Below are 23910 nucleotides of genomic sequence, written 5' to 3' on the forward strand. Positions count from 1 at the left end.
TCTCCTAGATCTTTTCCCGCGCGTCCTCGCGGATCTTGGCCGTGGCCTCCGCGAGCGCGTCCTGGGTCATCGACTTACCGTAAACGCCGGTGCCGCTGGTGGGGGCCGCGCCGGTCTGGGACACCACGCCGACTGCGGCGTTGTCAGCCCACACACAGGTGGGGAACTCCAACTCGACCGGCTTGCCACTGATCTGACCGGTCTGCTTCCGGGTCTCGCACCGGATGACGGTGCCGTCGAAGCCCGCCGGGGTGTAGTCCTTGGGGCCCTCGGTCGTCTCGACCTTGTAGTTGTCGATCACCTGGGCGCCCTTGGCCTGGTTGTCGTGCACGATGCCGAACATGCCGTCGGCCGCCTTGTCCGGGTCGGCGACCTTGCCGTAGACCCCGGCGAGCTGGAGCTGCTCCAGCTCGCCGGACTTGTAGTCGTCCGACGCGCCCGTGCCGTTCTCGACGCCGACCCTCTTCGCCTTCGCGTCGTCGGCCAGGTCCTCGGAACTGCTGCTGCCGGTCGAGGTGTACTTGCCGTCGAGCAGCGACTTCGGCGGCACGATCTTGTACGGCGCGACCTTGCTCGGCTTCTGGTCCTTCTGCTTCGACTTGTCGGCCTTGTTGTCCCCGCTGTCGTCGTCACCGCCGGACAGGAGGAAGAAGCCCCCGATGAGCGCCCCCACGACGACCAGCGCCCCGACGACGATGCCGATCGTCTTCCCCTTGCCGCCGCCCTGCGGCGGCACCGGGGCGCCCGGCATGGTCGGCTGCCCGTACGGCTGCGGCTGCCCGTACGGGTTCGGCTGCTGCGGATACCCGTAACCGGGCTGTCCGGGCGCTCCGCCGCCCTGGCCGTACGGGTTGGGTGCGCCCTGAGGTTGCTGCGGAGGAGCACCATAGGGTCCCGGTTGCCCCGGTTGTCCGGACTGGCCCGGCTGTTGGCCGTACGGCCCCGGCCCCGGTGGCGGCTGGTTGTGGCTCATGGTGCGCTTCCCCTCCGTGGACTGTGCATGAATGCGCACCGCTCATATTGACGGAACACAAGCCGGCGCGCTGCACCGGGGCACAAACCGATTCGAGACCATGACATTGGCGCGCCTACACTGAGCGCCGTGACCGAGAACTCTCAGCAGGCCCCGAGCAGCCACGGGCCCGATGCAGCCGCCCCCGCCGATCTGCCGACACAGTATGTGCCGGCTGACGTAGAGGGGCCGCTGTACGAGCGCTGGGTAGAGCGCGGTTACTTCGAGGCGGACGCCAAGAGCGACAAGCCGCCGTACACCATCGTGATCCCGCCGCCGAACGTCACCGGCTCCCTCCACCTGGGCCACGCCTTCCAGCACACGCTGATGGACGCCCTCACCCGCCGTAAGCGGATGCAGGGTTACGAGTCGCTGTGGCTGCCCGGCATGGACCACGCGGGCATCGCCACCCAGAACAAGGTGGAGCAGCAGCTCGCCGAGGACGAGGGCAAGTCCCGCCAGGACCTGGGCCGGGAGGCGTTCACCGAGCGCGTCTGGCAGTGGAAGGAAGAGTACGGCGGCAAGATCCTCGGCCAGATGCGGCGCCTCGGCGACGGCGTCGACTGGTCGCGCGAGCGCTTCACGATGGACGACGGGCTGTCCCGCGCGGTGCAGACCGTCTTCAAGCGGATGTACGACGACGGGCTGATCTACCAGGCCGAGCGCATCATCAACTGGTGCCCGCGCTGCCTCACCGCCATCTCGGACATCGAGGTCGACTACCAGGACGACGACGGCGAGCTCGTCTCCATCCGGTACGGCGAGGGCGACGAGAGCGTCGTCGTCGCGACCACGCGCGCCGAGACGATGCTGGGCGACACCGCCGTGGCCGTCCACCCGGACGACGAGCGGTACGCGGCGCTGATCGGCAAGCGCATCAAGCTGCCGCTGACCGACCGTACGATCCCGGTCGTCCCGGACACCCACGTCGACCCGGAGTTCGGCACCGGCGCGGTCAAGGTGACCCCGGCGCACGACCCCAATGACTTCGCGATCGGGCAGCGGCACGATCTGCCCACGCTGACCGTCATGGACGAGCGCGGCACGATCACCGCACACGGCCCGTTCCAGGGCCTGGACCGGTTCGAGGCCCGGTCGGCGATCGTCGCGGCGCTGCGCGGACAGGGCCGCATCGTGGCCGAAAAGCGGCCGTACGTGCACTCGGTCGGGCACTGCTCGCGCTGTAAGACGACGATCGAGCCGCGGCTGTCGCTCCAGTGGTGGGTCAAGGTCGGCCCGCTCGCGCAGGCCGCGGGCGACGCGGTCCGTGACGGCCGCGTGCGGATCCACCCGGCGGACATGTCGAGCCGGTACTTCGAGTGGGTCGACAACATGCACGACTGGTGCATCTCGCGCCAGCTGTGGTGGGGGCACCGCATTCCGGTCTGGTACGGCCCGGACGGCGAGGTCCTCTGCCTCGGACCGGACGAGGAGCCCCCGTCGGGCGAGGGCTGGCGGCAGGACGACGACGTTCTGGACACCTGGTTCTCCTCGGGGCTGTGGCCGTTCTCCACCCTGGGCTGGCCCGAACGGACCCCGGACCTCGAGAAGTTCTACGCCACGGACGTGCTGCTCACCGGGTACGACATCATCTTCTTCTGGGTCGCCCGGATGATGATGTTCGGCCTGTACGCGATGGACGGCACCCCGCCGTTCCACACCATCGCGCTGACCGGGCTGGTGCGCGACGAGCACGGCAAGAAGATGTCGAAGTCCTTCGGGAACGTCGTCGACCCGCTCGACTGGATGGACGCGTACGGCTCCGACGCCCTCCGCTTCACTCTGGCCAGCGGCGCCAACCCGGGCACGGACGTGCCGATCGGCGAGGACTGGGTCAAGGCGTCCCGCAACTTCGCCAACAAGATCTGGAACGCCACGCGGTTCGCGCTCATGAACGGCGCCACGGTGGAGGGGCCGCTTCCTTCCCCGGAGGAGATGACGGCGGAGGACCGCTGGATCCTCTCCCGGCTGGGCGCGGTTGTCGCCGAGGCCGACGCGTTCTACGACGACTACCAGTTCGCCAAACTCAGCGACGCCCTCTACCACTTCGCGTGGGACGAGGTCTTCGACTGGTACGTCGAGCTGACCAAGACCACGTTCCAGAAGGGCGGACGCCCGGCGGAGGTCTCGGGCCGCGTCCTCGGCGAGGTCCTCGACGTACTGCTGCGGCTGCTGCACCCGGTCGTCCCGTTCGTCACCGAGACGCTGTGGACGACGCTCACCGGACGCGAGTCGGTGGTCGTCGCCGCCTGGCCCGCCGACTCCGGCTTCCGCGACGCGGCGGCCGAACGCGAGATCGGCACGCTGCAGCAAGTGATCACGGAGGTCCGCCGGTTCCGCGCGGACCAGGGCCTGCAGCCGGGCCAGCGCGTCCCGGCCCGGCTGACCCTGGACGGCACGCCGCTGGCCGCCCACGAGGACGCGATCCGCGCGCTGCTGCGGCTGCAGCCCGCGGACGAGGGCTTCACGGCGACCGCGTCGCTGCCGGTCGCGGGGGTCACGGTGGCACTGGACCTGTCCGGGGCGATCGACTTCGAGGCCGAACGGAAGCGGCTGACGAAGGACCTGGGGCTCGCGGAGAAGGAACTGAAGCAGACGACGGCGAAGCTGGGGAACGAGGGGTTCCTGGCGAAGGCGCCGGACGAGGTGGTGGCGAAGATCCGTGCGCGCCGCGATCAGGCGACGGCGGACATCGCCCGCATCCGCGACCAGCTCTCGCGCCTGCCGCAGCCCTGACACCCAGCCCAGCCACATCAAGCCCGTCCGGCACCCCCCAGACAGGATCTGCTGGTCCAGAGAGCTCAGCCAGATCAAGCCCGTCCGGCGATTGAGGACGAACCCCGGCCCGTTCCCGGGCCGTCGCGTGCGTACGAGGCGGTGACCGCCCACCGGCGGCTGCCCCACGTCTGTGGCTGAGGGCCGTCCTCAAACGCCGGACGGGCTGGGGTTGGCCGGGGCCGTCCTCGAACGTCGGACGGACCGGGTCCGTAGACTGACCCCTGTGAGCGAGCAGCCCCAGGAACCCGAGCCCGAGCCTGACGACGCCTCCGGTGAGGCGACCGGCGATGCCCCCGACGAGTTCGAGGAGATCGTGGACGCGGAAACCCTTCGCGACCCCGATCTCGCCGTGATCGAGGCCGGCAGCCGTACCCTCCGCGCGCAGGCGGGCCCCCCGCCGACCGGGCTCGCTCCGGGGCGCCCGGAGGACCCGGAGGCGGACCGGGCGCTGCGCGCCGTGGAGGAGGAGCTCGCCACCCGCTGGGCCGAGACCAAGCTCGAGCCGTCCCGGGTGCGGATCACCGCGCTGCTGGACGTCCTGGGCGAGCCGCAGCGCACGTACCCGTCGATCCACATCACCGGCACCAACGGCAAGACCAGCACCGCCCGCATGATCGAGGTGCTGCTCGCCGGCTTCGAGCTGCGCACCGGCCGGTACAGCAGCCCGCACGTGCAGTCGATCACCGAGCGGATCAGCGTCGACGGTGCCCCGCTCTCCGCCGAGCGCTTCGTCGAAACGTACGACGACATCAAGCCGTTCGTGGAGATGGTCGACGCCCAGCAGTCGTACCGGCTGTCGTTCTTCGAGGTGCTCACCGGCATGGCCTTCGCCGCGTTCGCCGACGCCCCGGTCGACGTCGCCGTGGTCGAGGTCGGCATGGGCGGCACCTGGGACGCGACGAACGTCATGGACGCGTCCGTCGCCGTCCTGACCCCCATCTCCCTGGACCACACCGACCGGCTCGGCGACACCCCGGAGGAGATCGCGGGGGAGAAGGCCGGGATCGTGAAGCGGGACGCGACGGTGGTGCTCGCGCAGCAGCCCGTGGAGGCCGCGTCCGTGGTGCTCAAGAAGGCCGTCGAGGTGGACGCCACGGTGGCCCGCGAGGGCATGGAGTTCGGGGTGGTCTCGCGTGAGGTCGCGGTCGGCGGGCAGCTGCTGACGCTGCGCGGCCTGGGCGGCGAGTATCCGGACATCTTCCTGCCGATGCACGGCGCGCACATGGCGCACAACGCCTCGGTCGCGCTCGCCGCCGTCGAGGCGTTCTTCGGCATCGGCTCGGAGCCCGCCCGCACGCTCGACATCGACACCATCCGGCAGGCGTTCGCGGCGGCGGCCACTCCGGGCCGGCTGGAGCTCGTACGGTCCTCGCCGTCCGTTCTGCTGGACGCCGCGCACAACCCGGCGGGCGCGCAGGCGACGGCGGCGGCGGTGACGGAGGCGTTCGGCTTCAGCAGGCTGATCGGGGTGGTCGGGCCGAGCGGGGACAAGGACGTACGGGGGCTGCTGGAGGCGTTCGAGCCGGTGTTCACGGAGGTCGTGGTCACCCGGAACACCACGCACCGCGCGATGGACGTGGACGAGCTCGCGGCGCTCGCCGTCGAGGTGTTCGGGGAGGACCGGGTGCAGGTGGAGCCGCGGCTGGACGACGCGGTGGAGGCGGCGATCACGCTGGCGGAGGAGGAGGGCGAGTACGCCGCGGCCGGCGTGCTGGTCACCGGCTCCGTCATCACGGTCGGCGAGGCGCGGCTGCTGCTGGGAAGGGGCCGCTAGTGCGCACCCTCTGCGCGGGCACCCTGCTCGGCGAGTTCTTCGTGATCGGCTTCGCGGGCCTGGTGGCGATGCGGACGACCGACCTGTCCACCGGCACGGTCTGGACGGTCAGTGGCATCGCCATGGCGCTGTGTCTGCTGCTGTGCGGCGTGCTGACCCGGCCGGGCGGCCTGGCGCTGGGCTGGCTGCTGCAGGCGGGCCTGATCGCGAGCGGTTTCGCCGTTCCGACGATGTTCTTCCTGGGTGTCCTCTTCGCGGCACTGTGGTGGGCCTCGGTGCACTACGGGCGGAAGGTGGACGAGGCGAAGGCGGCGCGCGCGGCGGCCTCGGCGGCGGAGCCTGACGCTGCGTGACGGCGGGCTCCCGCGCCGGTGTAGCCTCTGAGCACTCGCTCATCGTCGTACCGCTGTCCCGCGCAGCCGCTGTATCCAAGGAGCCCGCACCATGAGCCAGCGCACGCTCGTCCTGCTCAAGCCCGACGCCGTACGCCGGGGTCTGATCGGCGAGATCATCGGCCGGATCGAGAGCAAGGCGGGGTGGACCATCCGCGCCCTCGAACTGCGCGATCTCGACCGGGTGACCCTGGAGCAGCACTACGCGGAGCACGAGGGCCGTCCGTTCTACGATCCGCTGATGGAGTTCATGGCGTCCGGCCCGTCGGTGGTGCTGGTGGTCGAGGGCGAGCGGGTCATCGAGGGCGTACGGGCGCTGGCGGGGCCGACGGACCCGATCGCCGCCGCTCCGGGGTCGATTCGCGGGGACTTCGGCACGATCGTGCGGGAGAACCTCATCCACGCCTCGGACTCGGAGGAGTCCGCGGAGCGAGAACTGAAGATTTTTTTCCCGGATTTCACCTGACGTATTACTGACGGGGTGTCACGATATTAGCCCCGTTGACCTGGGGCGGCCACATTATTTTGGTCGCCCTTTGGCATATGCGCGGCCGTTCGGGGGAACGCATCACTCGGACACGACGTCACCATTACGGAGGACGACCGGCGTTCCGCCGACAATGGCGGAGGAACCCTTGCAACGTGTCCCGGTGACCGCGTTTACGATGGACCTTCGCATCCCGCTGCGCGGCGCGTACACAACTCCTGCCGTCCTCCCACACAAAATCGCTCCAGTTGGAAGGCCAGACGTATCCTCATGGCGAACAACATGTCGTTCATCGGCCGTGATATGGCTGTCGACCTCGGGACCGCCAACACGCTGGTGTACGTCAGGGGTCGCGGGATCGTCCTCAACGAGCCGTCCGTCGTCGCCATCAACACCAACACCGGTGGCATCCTCGCGGTCGGAGCCGAGGCGAAGAAGATGATCGGCCGTACCCCCGGCAACATCGTGGCCGTACGTCCCCTGAAGGACGGCGTGATCGCCGACTTCGAGATCACCGAGCGGATGCTCCGCTATTTCATCCTGAAGATCCACAAACGCCGATATCTGGCCCGCCCCCGCGTCGTCGTCTGTGTCCCCTCCGGCATCACGGGTGTGGAACGCCGCGCGGTCATCGAGGCGTCCACCCAGGCGGGCGCGCGCCAGGTGCACATCATCGAGGAGCCGATGGCCGCCGCCATCGGGTCCGGGCTGCCGGTCCACGAGGCGACGGGGAACATGGTCGTGGACATCGGCGGCGGCACCACCGAGGTCGCGGTCATCTCGCTGGGCGGCATCGTGACGGCGCAGTCCATCCGCGTCGCGGGAGACGAGCTGGACAACGCGATCATCCAGCACATCAAGAAGGAGTACAGCCTGCTGCTCGGCGAGCGCACCGCCGAGAGCATCAAGATCACCATCGGTTCGGCGTTCAATCTGGACAAGGACGAGCACACCGAGATCCGCGGCCGCGACCTGGTCAGCGGCCTGCCCAAGACGGTGGTGATCTCGGCCGCGGAGGTCCGCAAGGCCATCGAGGAGCCGGTCAACGCGATCGTGGACGCGGTCAAGACCACCCTCGACAAGTGCCCGCCCGAGCTGTCCGGTGACGTCATGGACCGCGGCATCGTTCTCACGGGTGGCGGCGCTCTGCTGCGCGGCCTCGACGAGCGGTTGCGGCACGAGACGGGGATGCCGATCCACATCGCCGAGGACCCGCTCGACTCGGTCGCGCTGGGCTCCGGCAAGTGTGTGGAGGAGTTCGAAGCACTGCAGCAGGTCCTCGACGCGCAGCCGAGGCGCTGACGCCGGCCCGCCGGCCGGCACGGGCCGCTCCGGTCCGGCCGCCGGCCGGCACGGACAACGGTCCCGCCGCCGGTCCGCGCGGCGGCCCGGCACCCACAGCGAGATGACACGCACGACCCGGTCCGACTGAGAAAGGCACGGCCGCCGCACGTGAGGGACACACGAGAAAGCCGGCTGCTGCTCGTCCTGCTGGTCGCCATCGCGTTCGCACTGATCACGGTGGACATCAGAGGGGGCGAGCAGTCTCCGCTCGACGGTGCGCGGCAGGGAGCCGCGTCCGTATTCGGACCCGTGCAGGAGGGGGTGGCGTCCGCGGTCGACCCGGTCGGCAACGCCGTCGCGGCCGTACGCGACTCGGACGCACGGCACGACCGCATAAAGGAGCTCGAGCAGGAGATCATGACGCTCAAGCGGGAGGCGGGCTCCGCCGACGGCAACCGCGCCCGCGCCCGCGAGCTGGACAAGCTCCTCAAGACGGCCGGCGCGGGCGGGTACGGCGTCAAGCCCGCCGAGGTCATCGCCATAGGGGCCACGCAGGGCTTCTCCTGGACCGTCACCATCGACGCGGGCACCGAGGACGGGCTCAAGCGGGACATGACGGTGCTCAACGGGGACGGCCTCGTCGGGCGCGTCACCACCGCGGGCCCCTCCACCTCGACCGTGCTGCTCGCCAACGACCCCGACTTCACCGTGGGCACCCGTATCGAGGGCAACCGCGAGCTGGGCTTCGCCACCGGCCGCGGCGGCAACGCGCTCACCGTGCAGCTGCTGAACGGCAAGGCGAAGGTCAAGTCCGGCGACCGGCTGGTCACCTTCGGCTCGCAGGCCGGCAAACCCTTCGTCCCCGGCGTGCCGGTCGGCGAGGTGACGAAGGTGGAGAGGCAGGGTGGAGATCTGACGCGGACCCTGCGCGTGCGGCCGTACGTCGGCTTCACCAAGCTCGACATCGTCGGTGTGGTCGTGGAGCCGCCGCGCACGGACCCGCGGGACAAGGTGCTCAGACCAGACCCGGAGAAGCCCAAGCCCACCCCGACGGTCACCGTCACCGCCACCCCCGGCGCGAACGGCGAGGCGCCACCCGGCGCCGAGGACGAGGCCGGCCAGGGCAACGAGGCGGAGCAAGGCGCCGGGGAAAACGCGGCCCCAGGAGATGAGGAATGAGAGTCAACCGGATCCTCCTCTCGGCGGCGCTCGTCGTCCTCGCCCTGCTCGTGCAGGTGAGCGTGCTCGCGCGGCTCCAACTGCCCGGCGCCGTCCCGGACCTGCTGCTGCTCACGGTGCTCGGGCTGGCGATGGTCTACGGCCACACGGGCGGCGCCCTCGTCGGCTTCACCGCCGGCCTCCTCGCCGACATCGCGCCGCCGGCCGACCACGCCGTGGGCCGCTACGCGCTGGTCCTCTGCGTCGTCGGCTACGCCGCCGGGCTCACCAAGCCGGACACCGGCCAGCACCGTTCGGCGACCGTTCCCATGCTGGTGGTGGCCAGCGCGGCGATCAGCTCCACGCTGCTGTACGCGGGTGTGGGCGCCCTCGTCGGTGACACCGCGGCACGCCAAGTGGGCCTCGGCAGCCTACTGTTCACGGCCACGCTGTACGACCTGCTGCTCGCGCCGTTCACGGTCCCGCTGATCATGGCGGCGGCGAGGCGGCTGGAACGCGATCCGCTCGCCGCCGACGCCTCCGGCACCGCGAGCGGCGAGGGCTCGTACGGCTGGCTGATCGCGGGCACCGGAGTGCGTACGAACGGGAAGGCGGCGCGGAACGGCCGCAACGGCGGCAAGCCCGCCCGTATCGGAGGGCAGCGGAGCGTGCTCCTGGGCGGACGTTCCGCGAAGAACAAGGCGGCACGGATCAAGGGGGTCAAACGGCTGTGAGCAACATCCCGGAGACCGGACGCACGCCAAGGGTCACCATCCGGCTGGTGGCGATCCAGATCCTGGTGTTCTCACTGCTGCTCACCCTGGGCGGCCGGCTGTGGTACCTCCAGATCCGCAACGGCGACGAGTACCAGGAGGAGGCCGCCGGGAACCACGTCCAGCAGGTCGTGCAGCCCGCCGTCCGCGGCTCCATCCTCGACGCGCGCGGCGTGCCCATCGCCGACAACGAGACCCGGCTCGTGGTGACCGCGTCCCGCACCGAGCTGATGAAGCAGCCGGACGACGGCGCCGCCGTCCTCGAACGCCTCGCGGGCGTACTGAAGATGAAGCCCGAGGAGATCAAGCTGCGGGTCCGGCTGTGCGACGCCGAGACACCGCAGCCCTGCTGGAACGGCTCGCCGTACCAGCCGATCCCGGTCACCGACGAGGCCAGCGCGCAGCAGGCCATGCAGATCCGGGAGCGGGCCGAGGACTTCCCGGGCATCAACGCGGAGCCCACGGCCGTACGGCGGTACCCGGCGCCGTACGGCTCCAGCACCTCCCAGGTGCTCGGCTACCTCTCGCCGGTCACCGACGAGGAGATCGAGAAGGCCAAGGACTCCGACTCGCCGTTCCTCTCCTCCGACCAGATCGGCCGCTCCGGCATCGAGCGCAGCTACAACAAGGCGCTGCGCGGCGACGCCGGCGTCGACCGCTACGAGGTCGACAAGCTCGGCCGGGTCATGGGCCGCACCGAGAGCGAGCAGGCCGAGCCCGGCTCCAGCCTTGTCACCAGCATCGACTCGCGGGTGCAGGCCGTGGCCGAGAAGGAACTCCAGAAGGCCATGGTGGAGGCGCGCAAGCAGCACGACGACAACACCGGCCGCAACTACGAGGCGGACGCGGGCGCCGTCGTGGTGCTGGAGTCCAAGACGGGCCGGGTCGTGTCGATGGCGTCCAACCCCGAGTACGACCCCAACGACTGGGTCGGCGGCATCGACGCCAAGGAGTACAAGCGGCTCACCGGCAAGGAGTCCAACTACCCGCTGATCAACCGCGCGATACAGGGGCAGGCCGCGCCCGGCTCGATCTTCAAGGTCATCTCGACGGCCGCGGCCCTCAAGGCGGGGCACACCTTCAACGACACCTTCGACTGCTCGTCCTCGTACAACATCGGCGGCCAGGTCTTCAAGAACTACGAGTCGCAGAGTTACGGCTCGATCAACCTGGGCCGCGCCCTCGAGGTCTCCTGCGACACCGTCTTCTACCGCATCGCGCACGAGCAGTGGAAGAAGGACGGCGGGATGACGCCGAAGAAGGGCGCGAACGACTGGTTCTACAAGATGGCGCGGGACTTCGGCCTCGGCAAGGAGACCGGGATCGACGTCCCGAACGAGGTCAGCGGCCGCGTCCCGGACCGCCAGTGGAAGAAGGACTACTGGGACGCCAACAAGGACACCTGGTGCAAGGTCAAGGACCCGAAGACGTACGCCGAGAAGATCGCCAAGGAGAACTGCGTCTCCGGCATGAAGATGCGCGCCGGTGACTCCGTCAACTACTCCATCGGACAGGGCGACACTCTCGTCACCCCCATCCAGATGGCGACCATCTACTCCGCGATCAGCAACGGCGGCACGATGTACGACCCGACCGTCGGCAAGGCGATCATCAATCCCGAGGGCACCAGGATCGACGAGATCAAGCCGAAGGCGCACGGCAAGCTGCCCGTCAGCAAGGCCCAGCTGAAGGAGATGGACAAGGCGCTCGCCGGGGTGGCCACCCGCGGCACCGCCGCCTGGCGGTTCGGCGGCTGGCCGCAGAAGAAGATCCCGATGCACGCCAAGACGGGTACGGCCGAGGTCGCGGGCAAGCAGACCACCTCGTGGTTCGCCACGTACACCGAGGACTACACGGTCGTGATGACGATCTCCCAGGGCGGCACCGGCTCCGGCGCCTCCGGCCCGGCCGTGCGCAACATCTACAACGCGCTGTACGGCGTGGACGCCAAGGGAAAGATCGACAAGAGCAAGGCGCTGCTCCCGAAGCCGGAGACGGCCCTGCCGAAGATCGACAGCGACGGACAGATCCAGGCGCAGCGGGACGAGAAGTTCGAGGCGCGGGCGAAGAAGCAGGCCGAGAAGGCGTCCGGTGAGGGCGGCGACGGGGGAGACGGGGGCGACGAGTGAGCACCCACTCCTACCCCCTCGGCCGGTACGGCCCGCAGCAGCGCTCCGCCTGGCACCGGCTGACCGCCCGCGGCTCGGTGGCGTGGCGGCTCGACTGGCCGATGCTGCTCGCCGCCTCCGCCCTGTCCGCCATCGGCGGGCTGCTGGTGTGGTCGGCCACCCGGAACCGTACGGAGATCAACCAGGGCGACCCGCAGTACTTCCTGCTGCGGCACATCCTGTTCTTCGCCATCGGCCTCGCCCTGATGGGCGGCACCATCTGGCTCGGGCACCGGAGGCTGCGCGGCGCGGTCCCGGTGCTGTACGGCGTCTCGGTGCTGCTCGCGCTGCTGGTGCTGACCCCGCTGGGTGCGACCATCAACGGCCAGCGCGCCTGGATCCAGCTCGGCGCGGGCTTCTCCATCCAGCCCGCCGAGTTCATCAAGATCACGGTGATCCTGGGGATGGCCATGCTGCTGGCGGCCCGCGTGGACGCCGGCGACCGCGACTACCCGGACCACCGGACCGTAATGCAGGGGCTGGGCATGGCCGCCGGGCCGATCGCCGTGATCATGCTGATGCCCGACCTGGGTTCGGTGATGGTGCTGGTCGTGATCGTGCTCGGGGTGCTGCTCGCCTCCGGCGCCTCCAACCGCTGGATCGTCGGCCTGGTCACGGCGGGCGCGGGCGGCGCCGTCGCGGTGTGGATGCTGGGGGTCCTCGACGAGTACCAGATCAACCGCTTCGCCGCCTTCGCCAACCCCGCGCTGGACCCGGCCGGCGTCGGCTACAACACCAACCAGGCGCGTATCGCCATCGGTTCGGGCGGGCTCGGCGGCAAGGGCCTGTTCGAGGGCACGCAGACGACCGGGCAGTTCGTGCCCGAGCAGCAGACGGACTTCATCTTCACCGTCGCCGGTGAGGAGCTGGGTTTCGTCGGCGGCGGCCTGATCATCGCGCTGATGGGCGTGGTGCTGTGGCGCGCGTGCCGTATCGCACGGGAGACGACCGAGCTGTACGGGACGATCGTGGCGGCCGGTGTCATCGCCTGGCTCGCGTTCCAGACCTTCGAGAACATCGGGATGACGCTGGGCATCATGCCGGTCGCGGGGCTGCCGCTGCCGTTCGTGTCGTACGGCGGGACCTCGATGTTCGCGGTGTGGATCGCGGTGGGTCTGCTTCAGTCGATCAAGGTCCAGAGACCGGTCTCTGCCTAGCCCGTGCTCTGCTCCTGTCCCCTGCCCCTGTGCTGCGGGCGGCCCTCAGCCACATCAGCCCGTCCGGCGTTTGAGGACGGACCGGAGCGGCCACGGCCTGTGGTGGGTCCGTGTGCGTGGCCGACGCTGGGTGCTTCGTGGCCGAGGGCGTCCTCAAACGCCGGACGGGCTTGGATTGGTGGGCGGGTGCATTGCGGAGCGGCGGACCCGAGATTACTTTCGCGACATGGCGGATGTGGTGCGGGAAATCGAGCGCAAGTACGCGGCCACCGACGACACGGCCCTCCCCGACCTGCGTGTACGGGGGGTGGCCTCCGCCGTCGAGCGCGGCACCGTGCACCTCGACGCCACGTACTTCGACACCGCGGACGGACGCCTGGCCGCCGACGGCATCACACTGCGGCGGCGTACGGGCGGGGGCGACGCGGGCTGGCATCTGAAGCTGCCCGTCGAGCCCGGCGTACGGGACGAGATCCGGGAGCCGCTGGGCGACGAGCAGGCGGACGCCGAGGAGGCCGGTGCCGAGGCCGCGGACGCCGCGACCGCTGCCGCCGGAGTGCCGCCCGCTCTCGCCGCGCTCGTACGCTCCCGGGTGCGGGACCGTCCGCACATACCCGTGATGCGGCTCCGCTCCGAGCGGCGCGTGCTGCATCTGCTGGACGACGCGGGCGGGTTGCTCGCCGAGGTGGCCGTGGACCGCGTGCACGCCCAGCGGCTGCCGGAGGGCGGCACGGCCGACTGGACCGAGATCGAGACGGAGTTGGGCGAGGCGGGCGCGGGCGCGCCCCGGCTGCTGGACCGGATCGAGAAGCGGCTGACCGCGGTGGGCCTGCGGCGCACCTCGGCGGCCTCGAAGCTGGAGCGTGCGCTGGCGTCGACCGGCGAACCGGACAGCGACGAGGCACCCGTGCCCGACGGGTCGCCCGGACCGACCGCCGGCGAGCACGTGCTGCACTACGTACGCGCCCAGCGCGACGCGCTCGTGGCGCTCGACCCCGCCGTACGCCGCGGCGTGCCCGACTCCGTGCACCGCATGCGCGTCGCCACCCGGCGGCTGCGCAGCTGCTTGCGCTCCTACCGGCAGGTGCTCGACCCGGCCGTCACCGACCCGATGCGCGACGAACTGAAGTGGCTCGCCGCCGAGTTGGGCATCGACCGGGACCAGGAGGTGCTCACCGCGCGTCTGACCCGGCGGCTCGCCGAGCTGCCGGACGGACTCCAGCCCGGCCCCGTACGGCTGGCGCCCGTACGCGCCCGCCTGCACGCGTACGCCGCCACGCGCCGCGTCCCCGCGACGCACGGCGCCGCGAAACACGCCCTCGCCTCGCACAGGACCGGTGCCACGCTCACCGCCACCCTGGACAGCGCCCGCCATCTCGCGCTGCTGGACGCCCTCGACGCCCTCCTGCGCGAACACCCCCTGCGGCGCAAGGCGGCCGCCCCCGCGGAGGAGGTCACCGCCTCGGCGGTCACCCGCGACTTCGACCGGCTCGCCGCCCGCGTCGGGCACGCCCTCGCCGTATCCGCCGGGCCCGAGCGCGATCTGGCGCTGCACGAGGCGCGCAAGGCGGCGAAGCGCGCCCGGTACGCGGCGGAGGCCGCGTGTCCCGCGCTCGGCAAGCGGGCGCGGCGGCAGGCGAAGCGGATGACCGAGGTGCAGGAGCTGCTGGGCGAGCACCAGGACAGCGTCGTCGCGCGCGACGCCCTGGCGGACATGGCGCGGGAGGCGCACGCGGCGGGGGAGGAGTCGTTCACGTACGGGCTGCTGTACGAGCGTGAGCGCGCCCGCGCCGCCGAGTGCGAGCGCGAGCTGCCCGGCCTGTGGCGGTCGGTCGCGGCGGCGTCCCCGCTCTGAGCGCCGCGGCGTCCCCGCTCTGAGCCCCGCCGCCGGGGCCGTGAGGGCGGGCCTGCGGGCGGGCGCCGGGGCCGCGTTACGCTGGATGGTCACCTCCGTACGGCAGATCCGTACGACAGACCCCTGAGCCGAGGACACCACCCATGCCAGTCGAGTCGGTCTTCCCGCGCCTGGAGGCCCTCCTCCCGCACGTCCAGAAGCCGATCCAGTACGTCGGCGGAGAGCTGAACTCCACCGTCAAGGACTGGGACGCCGCCGATGTCCGCTGGGCGCTGATGTACCCGGACGCGTACGAGGTGGGGCTGCCCAACCAGGGCGTCATGATCCTGTACGAGGTGCTGAACGAGCGCGACCGCGTCCTCGCCGAGCGCACCTACAGCGTGTGGCCCGACCTGGAGAAGCTGATGCGGGAGCACGGCGTCCCGCAGTTCACGGTGGACGGGCACCGCCCCGTCGGCGCCTTCGACGTGCTCGGTGTCTCCTTTGCCACCGAGCTCGGCTACACCAACCTGCTCACCGCACTCGAGCTGTCCGGCATCCCGCTGGAGGCGAAGGACCGTACGGAGGACCACCCGCTGGTGATCGCGGGCGGGCACGCCGCGTTCAACCCGGAGCCGGTCGCGGACTTCCTGGACTGCGCGATCGTCGGCGACGGCGAGCAGGCCGTGCTGGAGGTCACCGAGATCATCCGGGAGTGGAAGGCGGCGGGCGGCCCCGGCGGCCGCGACGAGTTGCTGCTGCGCCTGGCGCGTACGGGCACGGTGTACGTGCCGAAGTTCTACGACGTGGAGTACCTGCCGGACGCCCGTATCGCCCGCGTCGTGCCCAACCGCTCCGGCGTCCCGTGGCGCGTGTCCAAGCACACGGTGATGGACCTGGACGAGTGGCCGTACCCGAAGCAGCCGCTGGTGCCGCTCGCCGAGACCGTGCACGAGCGGATGTCCGTGGAGATCTTCCGCGGCTGCACGCGCGGCTGCCGCTTCTGCCAGGCCGGCATGATCACGCGGCCGGTGCGGGAGCGGAGCATCACCGGGATCGGCGACATGGTGGACAAGGGCCTGAAGAACACCGGCTTCGAGGAGGTCGGGCTGCTGTCGCTGTCGTCCGCCGACCACAGCGAGATCGGCGACATCGCGAAGGGCCTCGCCGACCGGTACGAGGAAGACAAGATCGGCCTGTCGCTGCCGTCCACCCGCGTCGACGCGTTCAACATCGACCTCGCCAACGAGCTGACCCGGAACGGCCGCCGCTCCGGCCTCACCTTCGCCCCCGAGGGCGGCAGCGAGCGCATCCGCAAGGTCATCAACAAGATGGTCTCGGAGGAGGACCTGATCCGCACCGTCGCCACCGCGTACGGCAACGGCTGGCGGCAGGTGAAGCTGTACTTCATGTGCGGGCTGCCCACCGAGACCGACGAGGACGTGCTGCAGATCGCCGACATGGCGACCCGCGTCATCGCGAAGGGCCGCGAGGTCGCCGGCTCCAACGACATCCGCTGCACGGTGTCCGTCGGCGGCTTCGTGCCCAAGCCGCACACGCCGTTCCAGTGGGCGCCGCAGCTGTCCGCGGAGGACACCGACGCGCGGCTGGGCAAGCTGCGGGACGCGATCCGCGGCGACAAGAAGTACGGCCGCTCGATCGGCTTCCGGTACCACGACGGCAAGCCCGGCATCGTGGAGGGCCTGCTGTCCCGCGGTGACCGCCGCGTCGGCGCGGTGATCCGCGAGGTGTACGCGCGCGGCGGCCGCTTCGACGGCTGGCGCGAGTACTTCAGCTACGACCTGTGGATGGAGTCCGCCGCGCAGGCGCTGCCGCCGCAGGGCGTGGACGTCGACTGGTACACGACGCGGGAGCGCGCGTACGAGGAAGTGCTGCCCTGGGACCACCTGGACTCCGGCCTGGACAAGGACTGGCTCTGGGAGGACTGGCAGGACGCCCTCGACGAGACCGAGGTCGAGGACTGCCGCTGGACGCCGTGCTTCGACTGCGGGGTCTGCCCGCAGCTCGACCTCGACATTCAGATCGGCCCCACCGGGAAGAAGCTCCTCCCGCTGTCCGTCGTGAAGTGACGAGGCGGTGCGCGGCCGGTGCGCGGCCGTGCGGCCCGGTTGTGAAGCGACCGTGATGGAGTGACCGCAACCGGGCGTGAACTCCCCGGCGTCACCCCGCACATGAGCCCCGACCAGCCGCCGCACGCGCCTCCCGTTTCCCTCCGGAAGGACGGGGACGTGACGGTCGCGCCCCGTCCGGCGGCGCCGCCCGAGGCGGAGGGGTGCCTCGCGGTGGCGGTGCGGTGGCCCGTACGGGTCGTCGTGCTGCTGCTCGTCGTCCCCGTACGGATGGCCTGGGACGCCCTCGTCGCCTGCGGCCGGGTGCTGCGGCGGGTGCTGTGGCAGCCGCTCGTACGCGGGCTGGGGTGGCTGGCGCACACGTTCGTCGCCGTGCCCGCGGGCCGGCTGTGGCGGTGGGTGCTGGCACCGGTGGGCCGCGGTGTCGGCGTGGCGCTGGTGTGGTTGGGCAAGGCCCTCTTCGTGTGGCCGTGGGTCGCGCTGTGGCGGCACGTGCTCACCCCGCTCGGACACGGGCTCCGCGCGGCGGCGCGCGGGGTCGGCGCGGCGGTGGTGTGGCTGGTGCGGTACGGGCTGGTGGTGCCGGTGGTGGCGTTGTGGACGGGGTTCGTGTGGCTGCTGCGGGTGCTGTTCGTGTGGCCCGCGCAGTGGATGTACCGCCGACTGCTCACCCCCGCCGGGCACGGGCTGTCCTGGCTGTGGCGGACGCTGTTGGTGCTGCCCGCGGTCTGGACGTACGCGCACGTGCTCACCCCGCTCGGACACGGGCTCCGCGCGGCGGCGCGCGGGATCGGCGCGGCGGTGGTGTGGCTGGTGCGGTACGGGCTGGTGGTGCCGGTGGTGGCGTTGTGGACGGGGTTCGTGTGGCTGCTGCGGGCGCTGTTCGTGTGGCCCGCCCAGTGGACGTACCGCTGGCTGCTCACCCCGCTCGGACGCGCCCTCGCCGTCGTCGGACGGGAGATCCGGGACGCGTTCGTGATGGCCTGGTCCGCGGCCGGGCGGATCTCGCGGGCCGTCTTCGGGTTCCTCGGTCGGCTGCTGAAGTGGATCTTCGTCGCGCCCGTCGTCCAGGTGTGGCGGCATGTAGTACGGCCCGCCGGGCGCGGGCTGCGCGATCACGTATGGCGCCCGGCGGCCGGAGCCGTACGGGAGGCGGGGCGCGCCGTGCGCGGAGCGCTCGCCGCGGCGCGCGCGTCCGCCCGTCAGACCCGCGCTGAGCTGCGGCGGGCACTGTTCGGCGCGCCCCGGAAAGAGCCGCGCGATCCCCTCTCGCGGTGACGCGGCGTACCCTGGCCAGAAGGATGATCCGCACAACGCACCACTGAGGCGCCCTCGGCACCCGGCTGCGGAGTGCGGGATTCCGCCCCCTTTGAACGGAAACCCGTACACCAAGGGCGGCCGCCCCCCACGAGGGCCGCCCTGCACCAAGGAGAGAACCACTGGGCAAGCGACAGCCCGAAGGCCCGCCGCCCGCACCCGCGGTGCAGCGCATCCGACTGCGCTACACCAAGCGCGGCCGCCTCCGGTTCACCAGCCATCGTGATTTTCAGCGCGCCTTCGAGAGAGCGCTGCGCCGGGCCGGGGTGCCCATGGCGTACTCGGCGGGATTCACCCCGCACCCCAAGGTCTCGTACGCGAACGCCGCCCCCACCGGCACGGGCAGCGAGGCCGAGTACCTGGAGATCGCCCTCACCGAGCACCGCGAGCCCGAACAGCTCCGCGCCCTGCTCGACGAGTGCATGCCGACCGGCCTCGACCTCATCGACGCGGTCGAGGCGCGTACACCCGACTTCGCCGACCGCCTCCAGGCCTCGGCATGGGAGCTGCGGCTGGACGGAGTGCCGCCGGAGACGGCCGAGCAGGCCGCCGCGGCGTTCCTCGCGGCCGAATCCATCGAGGTCACACGGCAGACGAAGAAGGGCATGCGCACCTTCGACGCGCGTGCCGCCGTGGCCTCGCTGGAGGCCGTGCGGGCTCCGGACGATAGGACGGGGGCGGGAGCCTGTGCGATACTGCGCCTGGTGGTACGGCACCTGACACCTGCCGTACGACCTGACGACGTCCTGTCCGGCCTCCGAGCTACGGCCGACCTGGCGCCGCCGGTCCCCGCAGCGGTGACCAGGCTGGCGCAGGGGCCGCTCGATGAGGAGACCGGCACGGTGAACGATCCGTTCGCGCCCGACCGCGACGCAACCCCCGTTGCGACGGCGCCGAGTGGGGTCGCCCCGGAAGCAGCAGGGGCAGTCACCGCGTAGGAGCGCCGTCGAACGCGCCGCCGCCGACGCACGCGCCAGGGAGCCACCCGGGCCGCTGTCCGGCAGGCGAGTGCACTGACCAGAAGACTTTCGCCGTAGCCGAGCCCGAAGGGACGGAACCGGCGAGCTAGACAACAGCTCCCGTGCGGCGCCTTCGCCCCGGGCGCGGTCCCGCGCAGCGCGCGGACCGCGACCGGATTCAGGCGCGGCGCCCGGGAGCGTGACGGGAGAACCGCCCGCATGCTCGAGCCCAACGAATCCGCACCCGCGGAGAGTACAAGTACCGAGAACAACCCCCCTGCGACACAGCCGCCGGCCGCTCCGGCGGGGAGCGCACCGCCTGCCGGAACCGCCGGGCCCGCTGGAACCGCCGGGTCCGCCGGACTCGGGGAATCCGTCGTGAGCGACGGGCCCAGCGACACCCTCCCGCCGCGCCGCCGCCGTGCGGCCTCGCGCCCGGCCGGTCCGCCGTCCGCGACAACACCGGCCGCCGACGCACCCGTGGAGGCGACGGCCGGCGCTGCCGGTACGACCACCACGGCCGGTGCGTCCGGTACGTCCGGTGACCTGCCCGGCGCGCGTGCCGCGTCGGCCGGGAACGCGCCGGAGGGCGCCTCCGCCGCGGCCGGCACGCCGGACGCCGCGGGTACGCCGGACGCCGCGGTTACGCCCGCCGCTTCCGCCGCGCAGAGCGGCACCGACGAGACGGCCGCACCCCAGCGCCGTACGCGCCGCCGCGCCTCCGCACCCGCCGGTGCGCCGCAGCCGGGCGCGGAGACGGACAGCGGCGAGGCCGCCGCTGCCGAGGACACCCCGGCCGAGCCGGCGCGGAGCGGCCGTGCGCGCCGCCGCGCCACCGCCGCCTCCGCGGGCGCCGGGGAAGAGGCCGCCCCCGAGGTGGCGTCCCTGACCCGTACGCGGCGCCGCGCGTCGGCGCCTGCCGGTACGCCGGAGGAGGCCTCGGGGACGGGCAGCGAGAGCGCCGCCGCCGAGGCCGCGCCCGCGGCCACGACGGAGCCGGCCGCCGAGAGCGCCGCCCAGCCCGAGCCTGCCGCCGATGAGCCGGCCGCCGCGCCGAAGGGCCGTACCCGACGCCGTACGGCCGCCAAGACCGTTGCCCCGGAAGAGGCCCCCGCCGCAGGCGCCGCAGCCGCTGCCGCTGCCGCCGGTGAGGGCCAGGACGAGGGCGAGACCGGTGGCCGTACGCGCCGCCGCTCCTCCTCCCGCAAGGCCGCCGAGACCGAGACCGCCGCCGAGACACCCGCCGCCGAGAGCGGCGCGGCCGCCGAGGAGCCCGCCGCGCCCACCCGCAAGGGCTCCGGTTCCGGTCCGGGCGCTCCCGGGTCGGGCACGAGGAGCATCCCGCCGATGGCGGTGTTCCAGGCGCCGGTGTTCACCGAGCCGATGTTCCAGACGCCGCTGAGCGCCGCCGAGGAGGCCGCGAGCAGCGCGACCGAGGCGGAGCTGGACGACGAAGAGGACGAGCAGGAAGAGCCGGAGGCCGCCCCGGCGGCCCCCGCCCGGCGGCGCCGCCGCCGGCGCGCGGCCGACGGTGACGAGGGCCGCGACGACCGTGAGGGCGGCCGCGGCGGAGACGCGTCCGGCGCGGACGCCGACGCCGAGGCCGACGAACCGCGCGGGGGCGACGAGTCCGACGCCTCCGACGAGGACGGCGGAGACCGTCCCGCACGCCGCCGCCGCAGGGGCGGCCGGCGCCGCCGCCGCGGTGACGCCGCGGACGGCGGGGAGGACGGCGCGGACGAGTCCGCGTCCGGCTCCGACGCGTCCGCCGACGGCGCGGACCGCTCCGACGACGGCGACGAGAACGACTCCGACGACTCCGCGGCCGGCGACTCCGGCGGTTCGAGCAGCAGCTCGCGCCGTCGCCGCCGCCGTCGCCGCCGCAGCGGCGACTCGGACGGGGCCGCTCCGGCCGAGCAGGACGACCCGGAGCGTACGGTCGTCAAGATCCGCGAGCCGCGCAAGAAGAAGGACACCGAGCCCTCCGACGAGGTGCAGTCCATCAAGGGCTCGACCCGGCTGGAGGCCAAGAAGCAGCGCCGCCGCGAGGGCCGCGAGCAGGGCCGCAGGCGGGTGCCGATCATCACCGAGGCCGAGTTCCTGGCGCGCCGCGAGGCCGTCGAACGGGTCATGGTGGTCCGGCAGTCCGGCGACCGTACGCAGATCGGGGTGCTGGAGGACGACGTCCTCGTCGAGCACTTCGTGAACAAGGAGCAGTCGACCTCGTACGTCGGCAACGTCTACCTCGGCAAGGTGCAGAACGTCCTGCCGTCGATGGAGGCAGCCTTCGTCGACATCGGCAAGGGCCGGAACGCCGTCCTCTACGCGGGCGAGGTGAACTTCGAGGCCCTCGGCCTCGCCAACGGCCCGCGCCGCATCGAGACCGCGCTCAAGTCCGGCCAGTCCGTGCTGGTGCAGGTCACCAAGGACCCGATGGGGCACAAGGGCGCGCGGCTGACGAGCCAGGTGTCGCTGCCGGGCCGGTACCTCGTGTACGTGCCCGAGGGCTCCATGACCGGCATCAGCCGCAAGCTCCCGGACACCGAGCGGTCCCGGCTCAAGCAGATCCTCAAGAAGGTCGTGCCCGAGGACGCGGGCGTCATCGTGCGCACCGCGGCGGAGGGCGCCAGCGAGGACGAGCTGCGCCGCGACGTGGAACGGCTGCACGCGCAGTGGGAGGACATCCAGCGCAAGGCGCAGAAGGGCAACGCCCCGACGCTGCTCTACGGTGAGCCCGACATGACCGTCCGCGTCGTCCGCGACATCTTCAACGAGGACTTCTCCAAGGTCATCGTCAGCGGTGAGCAGGCCTGGGAGACGATCAGCGGCTACGTCTCGCACGTGGCGCCCGACCTCGTCGAGCGGCTCCAGCAGTGGACCTCCGACGTCGACGTCTTCGCCACGTACCGCATCGACGAGCAGCTGATGAAGGCGCTGGACCGGAAGGTCTGGCTGCCCAGCGGCGGTTCGCTGGTGATCGACCGGACCGAGGCGATGGTCGTGGTCGACGTCAACACCGGCAAGTTCACCGGGCAGGGCGGCAACCTCGAGGAGACCGTCACCAGGAACAACCTGGAGGCGGCCGAGGAGATCGTGCGCCAGCTGCGGCTGCGCGACCTCGGCGGCATCATCGTCATCGACTTCATCGACATGGTGCTGGAGTCCAACCGCGATCTCGTCCTCCGGCGGCTGCTGGAGAGCCTGGGCAGAGACCGTACGAAGCACCAGGTGGCGGAGGTCACCTCGCTCGGCCTGGTGCAGATGACCCGCAAGCGGGTCGGGCAGGGGCTGCTGGAGTCGTTCTCCGAGTCCTGCGTGCACTGCAACGGCCGCGGCGTGATCGTGCACATGGAGCAGCCGCAGTCCCTCGGCGGCGGCGGTGCCGGCGGCGGCCGCAAGAGCAAGCGGAAGCAGAAGGCGGCGGCGCAGGCCGCACCGCAGCCCGCGGCTGCGGGCGCGGACGGCGGACCGGACGAGGCGGAGACCGAGGCCGACACGGAGTCGGCGGCGGAGGTCGCCGCGGAGGTCGCGGAGCCGAAGGCGCTGCCGGAACCGGAGTTCGTCGCCGACGAGGACCTGTACAGCAGCGTCGCCGAGGCGGAGGCCGCGGCGGGCAGCCGCGGCGGACGTTCGCGGCGGCGGGCCGGCCGTCAGGCGGGTGCGCCCGCGGGCGAGGCGGGGGCCGACACGGCCGCCGCGCCGCAGCCGCGTACGCGCCGCCGCGCGAGCCGCAAGGCCAGCGCGCCCGCGGGTACGCCGAAGGCGGCGGACGACGCGGCGGTGACGGTCGTACCGGCGGACGCGAACGGGTCGGGGTCCTCCGGGACTCCGGGCTCCGCGGGTGCCACGGGCTCCGAGGTGCCGGCCGCACCGGCCGCACCGGCCGTATCGGCCGTATCGGCCGTATCGGCCGCACCGGCTGTCGACACGAACGGCAACGGCGTGAGCGCGGACGAGGCGCCGGCGCGCGGCCGCAGGCGGCGGGCCACCAGGAAGGTGACCGCTCCGGCCGGTTCGCCGAAGGCGACGGACGAGGCGGCCGCGATCGTGGTCGCGCCCGAGGAGCACGCTCCGGTGTCCGCTCCGGCGGGCGACGAGCACGGGCCGGTCAAGCCCGTGCCCGAGGCGGCCCAGCCGGCCGCGCCCGCGTCGTCCGCTTCCGCGGCGCCGCCCGCGCGGCCGAGGCGCCGCGTGACGCGTACGGTCTCGGCTCCGGCGGGTTCGCCCCCGGAGGCCGACGAGGCAGCCTCGACGGTGATCACTCCGGCGCCCGGCGCCGGTGACGGCGAGGCCGGTCCGGCGGGCGACGAGGCCGCTGACTCCGCGGACTCCGGCAAGGCCGCGGGCAAGAAGGCGGCCAAGGCGTCCACCGCGAAGAAGGCGGCGAAGAAGGCGCCCGCGAAGAAGGCGGCGGCGAAGGCCACCACCAAGAAGGCGGCAGCCAAGAAGTCCACGGCCAAGAAGACGGCGAAGAAGGCGGGCGCGGACGGCGCGGACGGCGCGGACACCGCCGGCGACGCGGACACGGCGGAGCAGCCGGCCGCCGGAAAGGCGTCCCGGAAGACCGCCGCCGCCGAGGCGCAGCCCGCTCCGTCCGTCTCGGCACAGACCGGCGACTGACAGCCCGTACGAGCCCGCCGCCCGCCGCCGGTTCTCCGGCGGCGAGCGGCGGGAACGGGGGCAGGCGGCGCGTCCGCGCGTGGCCCTGCCGCCCCCGGGGCCTGGTT

15 protein-coding genes are annotated in these 23910 nt (G+C 72.1%); 14 read left to right on the forward strand and 1 reads right to left on the reverse strand.

Going from position 1 to position 23910, the window contains the following annotated elements; genetic code table 11:
* Nucleotides 1-4: 4 nt before the first annotated feature.
* The gene (locus DVA86_RS17285; protein ID WP_208879457.1) at nt 5-973 is read right to left on the reverse strand and encodes a hypothetical protein; all 969 of its coding nucleotides are present in this window, start codon (nt 971-973) and stop codon (nt 5-7) included.
* A 129-nt stretch (nt 974-1102) separates the two neighbouring features.
* Here DVA86_RS17285 and DVA86_RS17290 point away from each other — a divergent pair, with 129 nt between their 5' ends.
* The 14 genes from DVA86_RS17290 to DVA86_RS17355 all read left to right on the forward strand — a co-directional run bounded on the left by DVA86_RS17290 (nt 1103) and on the right by DVA86_RS17355 (nt 23803).
* Nucleotides 1103-3748, forward strand: a complete 2646-nt coding sequence (locus tag DVA86_RS17290) for a valine--tRNA ligase (RefSeq protein ID WP_208879458.1) — start codon at nt 1103-1105, stop codon at nt 3746-3748.
* Nucleotides 3749-4013: 265 nt separating this feature from the next.
* Complete coding sequence (gene folC, locus DVA86_RS17295) at nt 4014-5564, forward strand: bifunctional tetrahydrofolate synthase/dihydrofolate synthase (protein WP_208879460.1); 1551 nt, start codon at nt 4014-4016, stop codon at nt 5562-5564.
* On the forward strand, nt 5564-5917 hold the full coding sequence (locus DVA86_RS17300) for a DUF4233 domain-containing protein (RefSeq protein WP_208879462.1): 354 nt from the start codon (nt 5564-5566) through the stop codon (nt 5915-5917). The genes folC and DVA86_RS17300 overlap by 1 nt, the downstream gene beginning before the upstream one ends.
* 91 nt (nt 5918-6008) lie before the next feature.
* Nucleotides 6009-6422 carry a nucleoside-diphosphate kinase gene (gene ndk, locus DVA86_RS17305; RefSeq protein WP_208879464.1) on the forward strand — a complete coding sequence of 138 codons (414 nt, stop codon included), beginning with the start codon at nt 6009-6011 and terminating at the stop codon, nt 6420-6422.
* Between the two features lie 303 nt (nt 6423-6725).
* Nucleotides 6726-7745 carry a rod shape-determining protein gene (locus DVA86_RS17310; protein WP_208884808.1) on the forward strand — a complete coding sequence of 340 codons (1020 nt, stop codon included), beginning with the start codon at nt 6726-6728 and terminating at the stop codon, nt 7743-7745.
* Nucleotides 7746-7895: 150 nt separating this feature from the next.
* Entirely contained in the window at nt 7896-8906 is a 1011-nt protein-coding gene (gene mreC, locus DVA86_RS17315; protein WP_208879466.1) for a rod shape-determining protein MreC, read from the forward strand.
* A complete protein-coding gene (mreD, locus tag DVA86_RS17320; protein WP_208879468.1) occupies nt 8903-9619 on the forward strand; it encodes a rod shape-determining protein MreD in 717 nt (238 codons plus the stop codon). Before mreC ends, mreD begins: the two co-directional genes overlap by 4 nt.
* On the forward strand, nt 9616-11787 hold the full coding sequence (gene mrdA, locus DVA86_RS17325) for a penicillin-binding protein 2 (protein WP_208879469.1): 2172 nt from the start codon (nt 9616-9618) through the stop codon (nt 11785-11787). The genes mreD and mrdA overlap by 4 nt, the downstream gene beginning before the upstream one ends.
* Nucleotides 11784-12983 (forward strand): rod shape-determining protein RodA, encoded by a 1200-nt coding sequence (gene rodA / locus DVA86_RS17330; RefSeq protein ID WP_208879470.1) that lies wholly within the window; start codon nt 11784-11786, stop codon nt 12981-12983. Before mrdA ends, rodA begins: the two co-directional genes overlap by 4 nt.
* Nucleotides 12984-13209: 226 nt before the next feature.
* On the forward strand, nt 13210-14838 hold the full coding sequence (locus DVA86_RS17335; RefSeq protein ID WP_208879472.1) for a CYTH and CHAD domain-containing protein: 1629 nt from the start codon (nt 13210-13212) through the stop codon (nt 14836-14838).
* A gap of 143 nt (nt 14839-14981) precedes the next feature.
* On the forward strand, nt 14982-16907 hold the full coding sequence (locus DVA86_RS17340; protein ID WP_208879474.1) for a TIGR03960 family B12-binding radical SAM protein: 1926 nt from the start codon (nt 14982-14984) through the stop codon (nt 16905-16907).
* A gap of 60 nt (nt 16908-16967) precedes the next feature.
* Nucleotides 16968-18185 carry a hypothetical protein gene (locus DVA86_RS17345; protein WP_245996723.1) on the forward strand — a complete coding sequence of 406 codons (1218 nt, stop codon included), beginning with the start codon at nt 16968-16970 and terminating at the stop codon, nt 18183-18185.
* Between the two features lie 203 nt (nt 18186-18388).
* Nucleotides 18389-19162, forward strand: coding sequence for a TIGR03936 family radical SAM-associated protein (locus DVA86_RS17350; RefSeq protein ID WP_208879476.1), 774 nt, complete (start codon nt 18389-18391; stop codon nt 19160-19162).
* A gap of 399 nt (nt 19163-19561) precedes the next feature.
* Nucleotides 19562-23803, forward strand: a complete 4242-nt coding sequence (locus DVA86_RS17355; protein ID WP_425470846.1) for an Rne/Rng family ribonuclease — start codon at nt 19562-19564, stop codon at nt 23801-23803.
* Nucleotides 23804-23910 lie beyond the last annotated feature (107 nt).

The organism is Streptomyces armeniacus (assembly GCF_003355155.1).
Classification (GTDB): Bacteria; Actinomycetota; Actinomycetes; order Streptomycetales; family Streptomycetaceae; genus Streptomyces; species Streptomyces armeniacus.

Excerpts from the sequence above, each read along its gene's own strand:
- mreD (WP_208879468.1), top strand. The coding sequence starts at position 8,903 with ATGAGAGTCAACCGGATCCTCCTCTCGGCGGCGCTCGTCGTCCTCGCC.
- DVA86_RS17310 (WP_208884808.1), top strand. The coding sequence starts at position 6,726 with ATGTCGTTCATCGGCCGTGATATGGCTGTCGACCTCGGGACCGCCAAC.
- DVA86_RS17335 (WP_208879472.1), top strand. The coding sequence starts at position 13,210 with ATGGCGGATGTGGTGCGGGAAATCGAGCGCAAGTACGCGGCCACCGAC.
- ndk (WP_208879464.1), top strand. The coding sequence starts at position 6,009 with ATGAGCCAGCGCACGCTCGTCCTGCTCAAGCCCGACGCCGTACGCCGG.
- DVA86_RS17285 (WP_208879457.1), bottom strand. The coding sequence starts at position 973 with ATGAGCCACAACCAGCCGCCACCGGGGCCGGGGCCGTACGGCCAACAG.
- DVA86_RS17340 (WP_208879474.1), top strand. The coding sequence starts at position 14,982 with ATGCCAGTCGAGTCGGTCTTCCCGCGCCTGGAGGCCCTCCTCCCGCAC.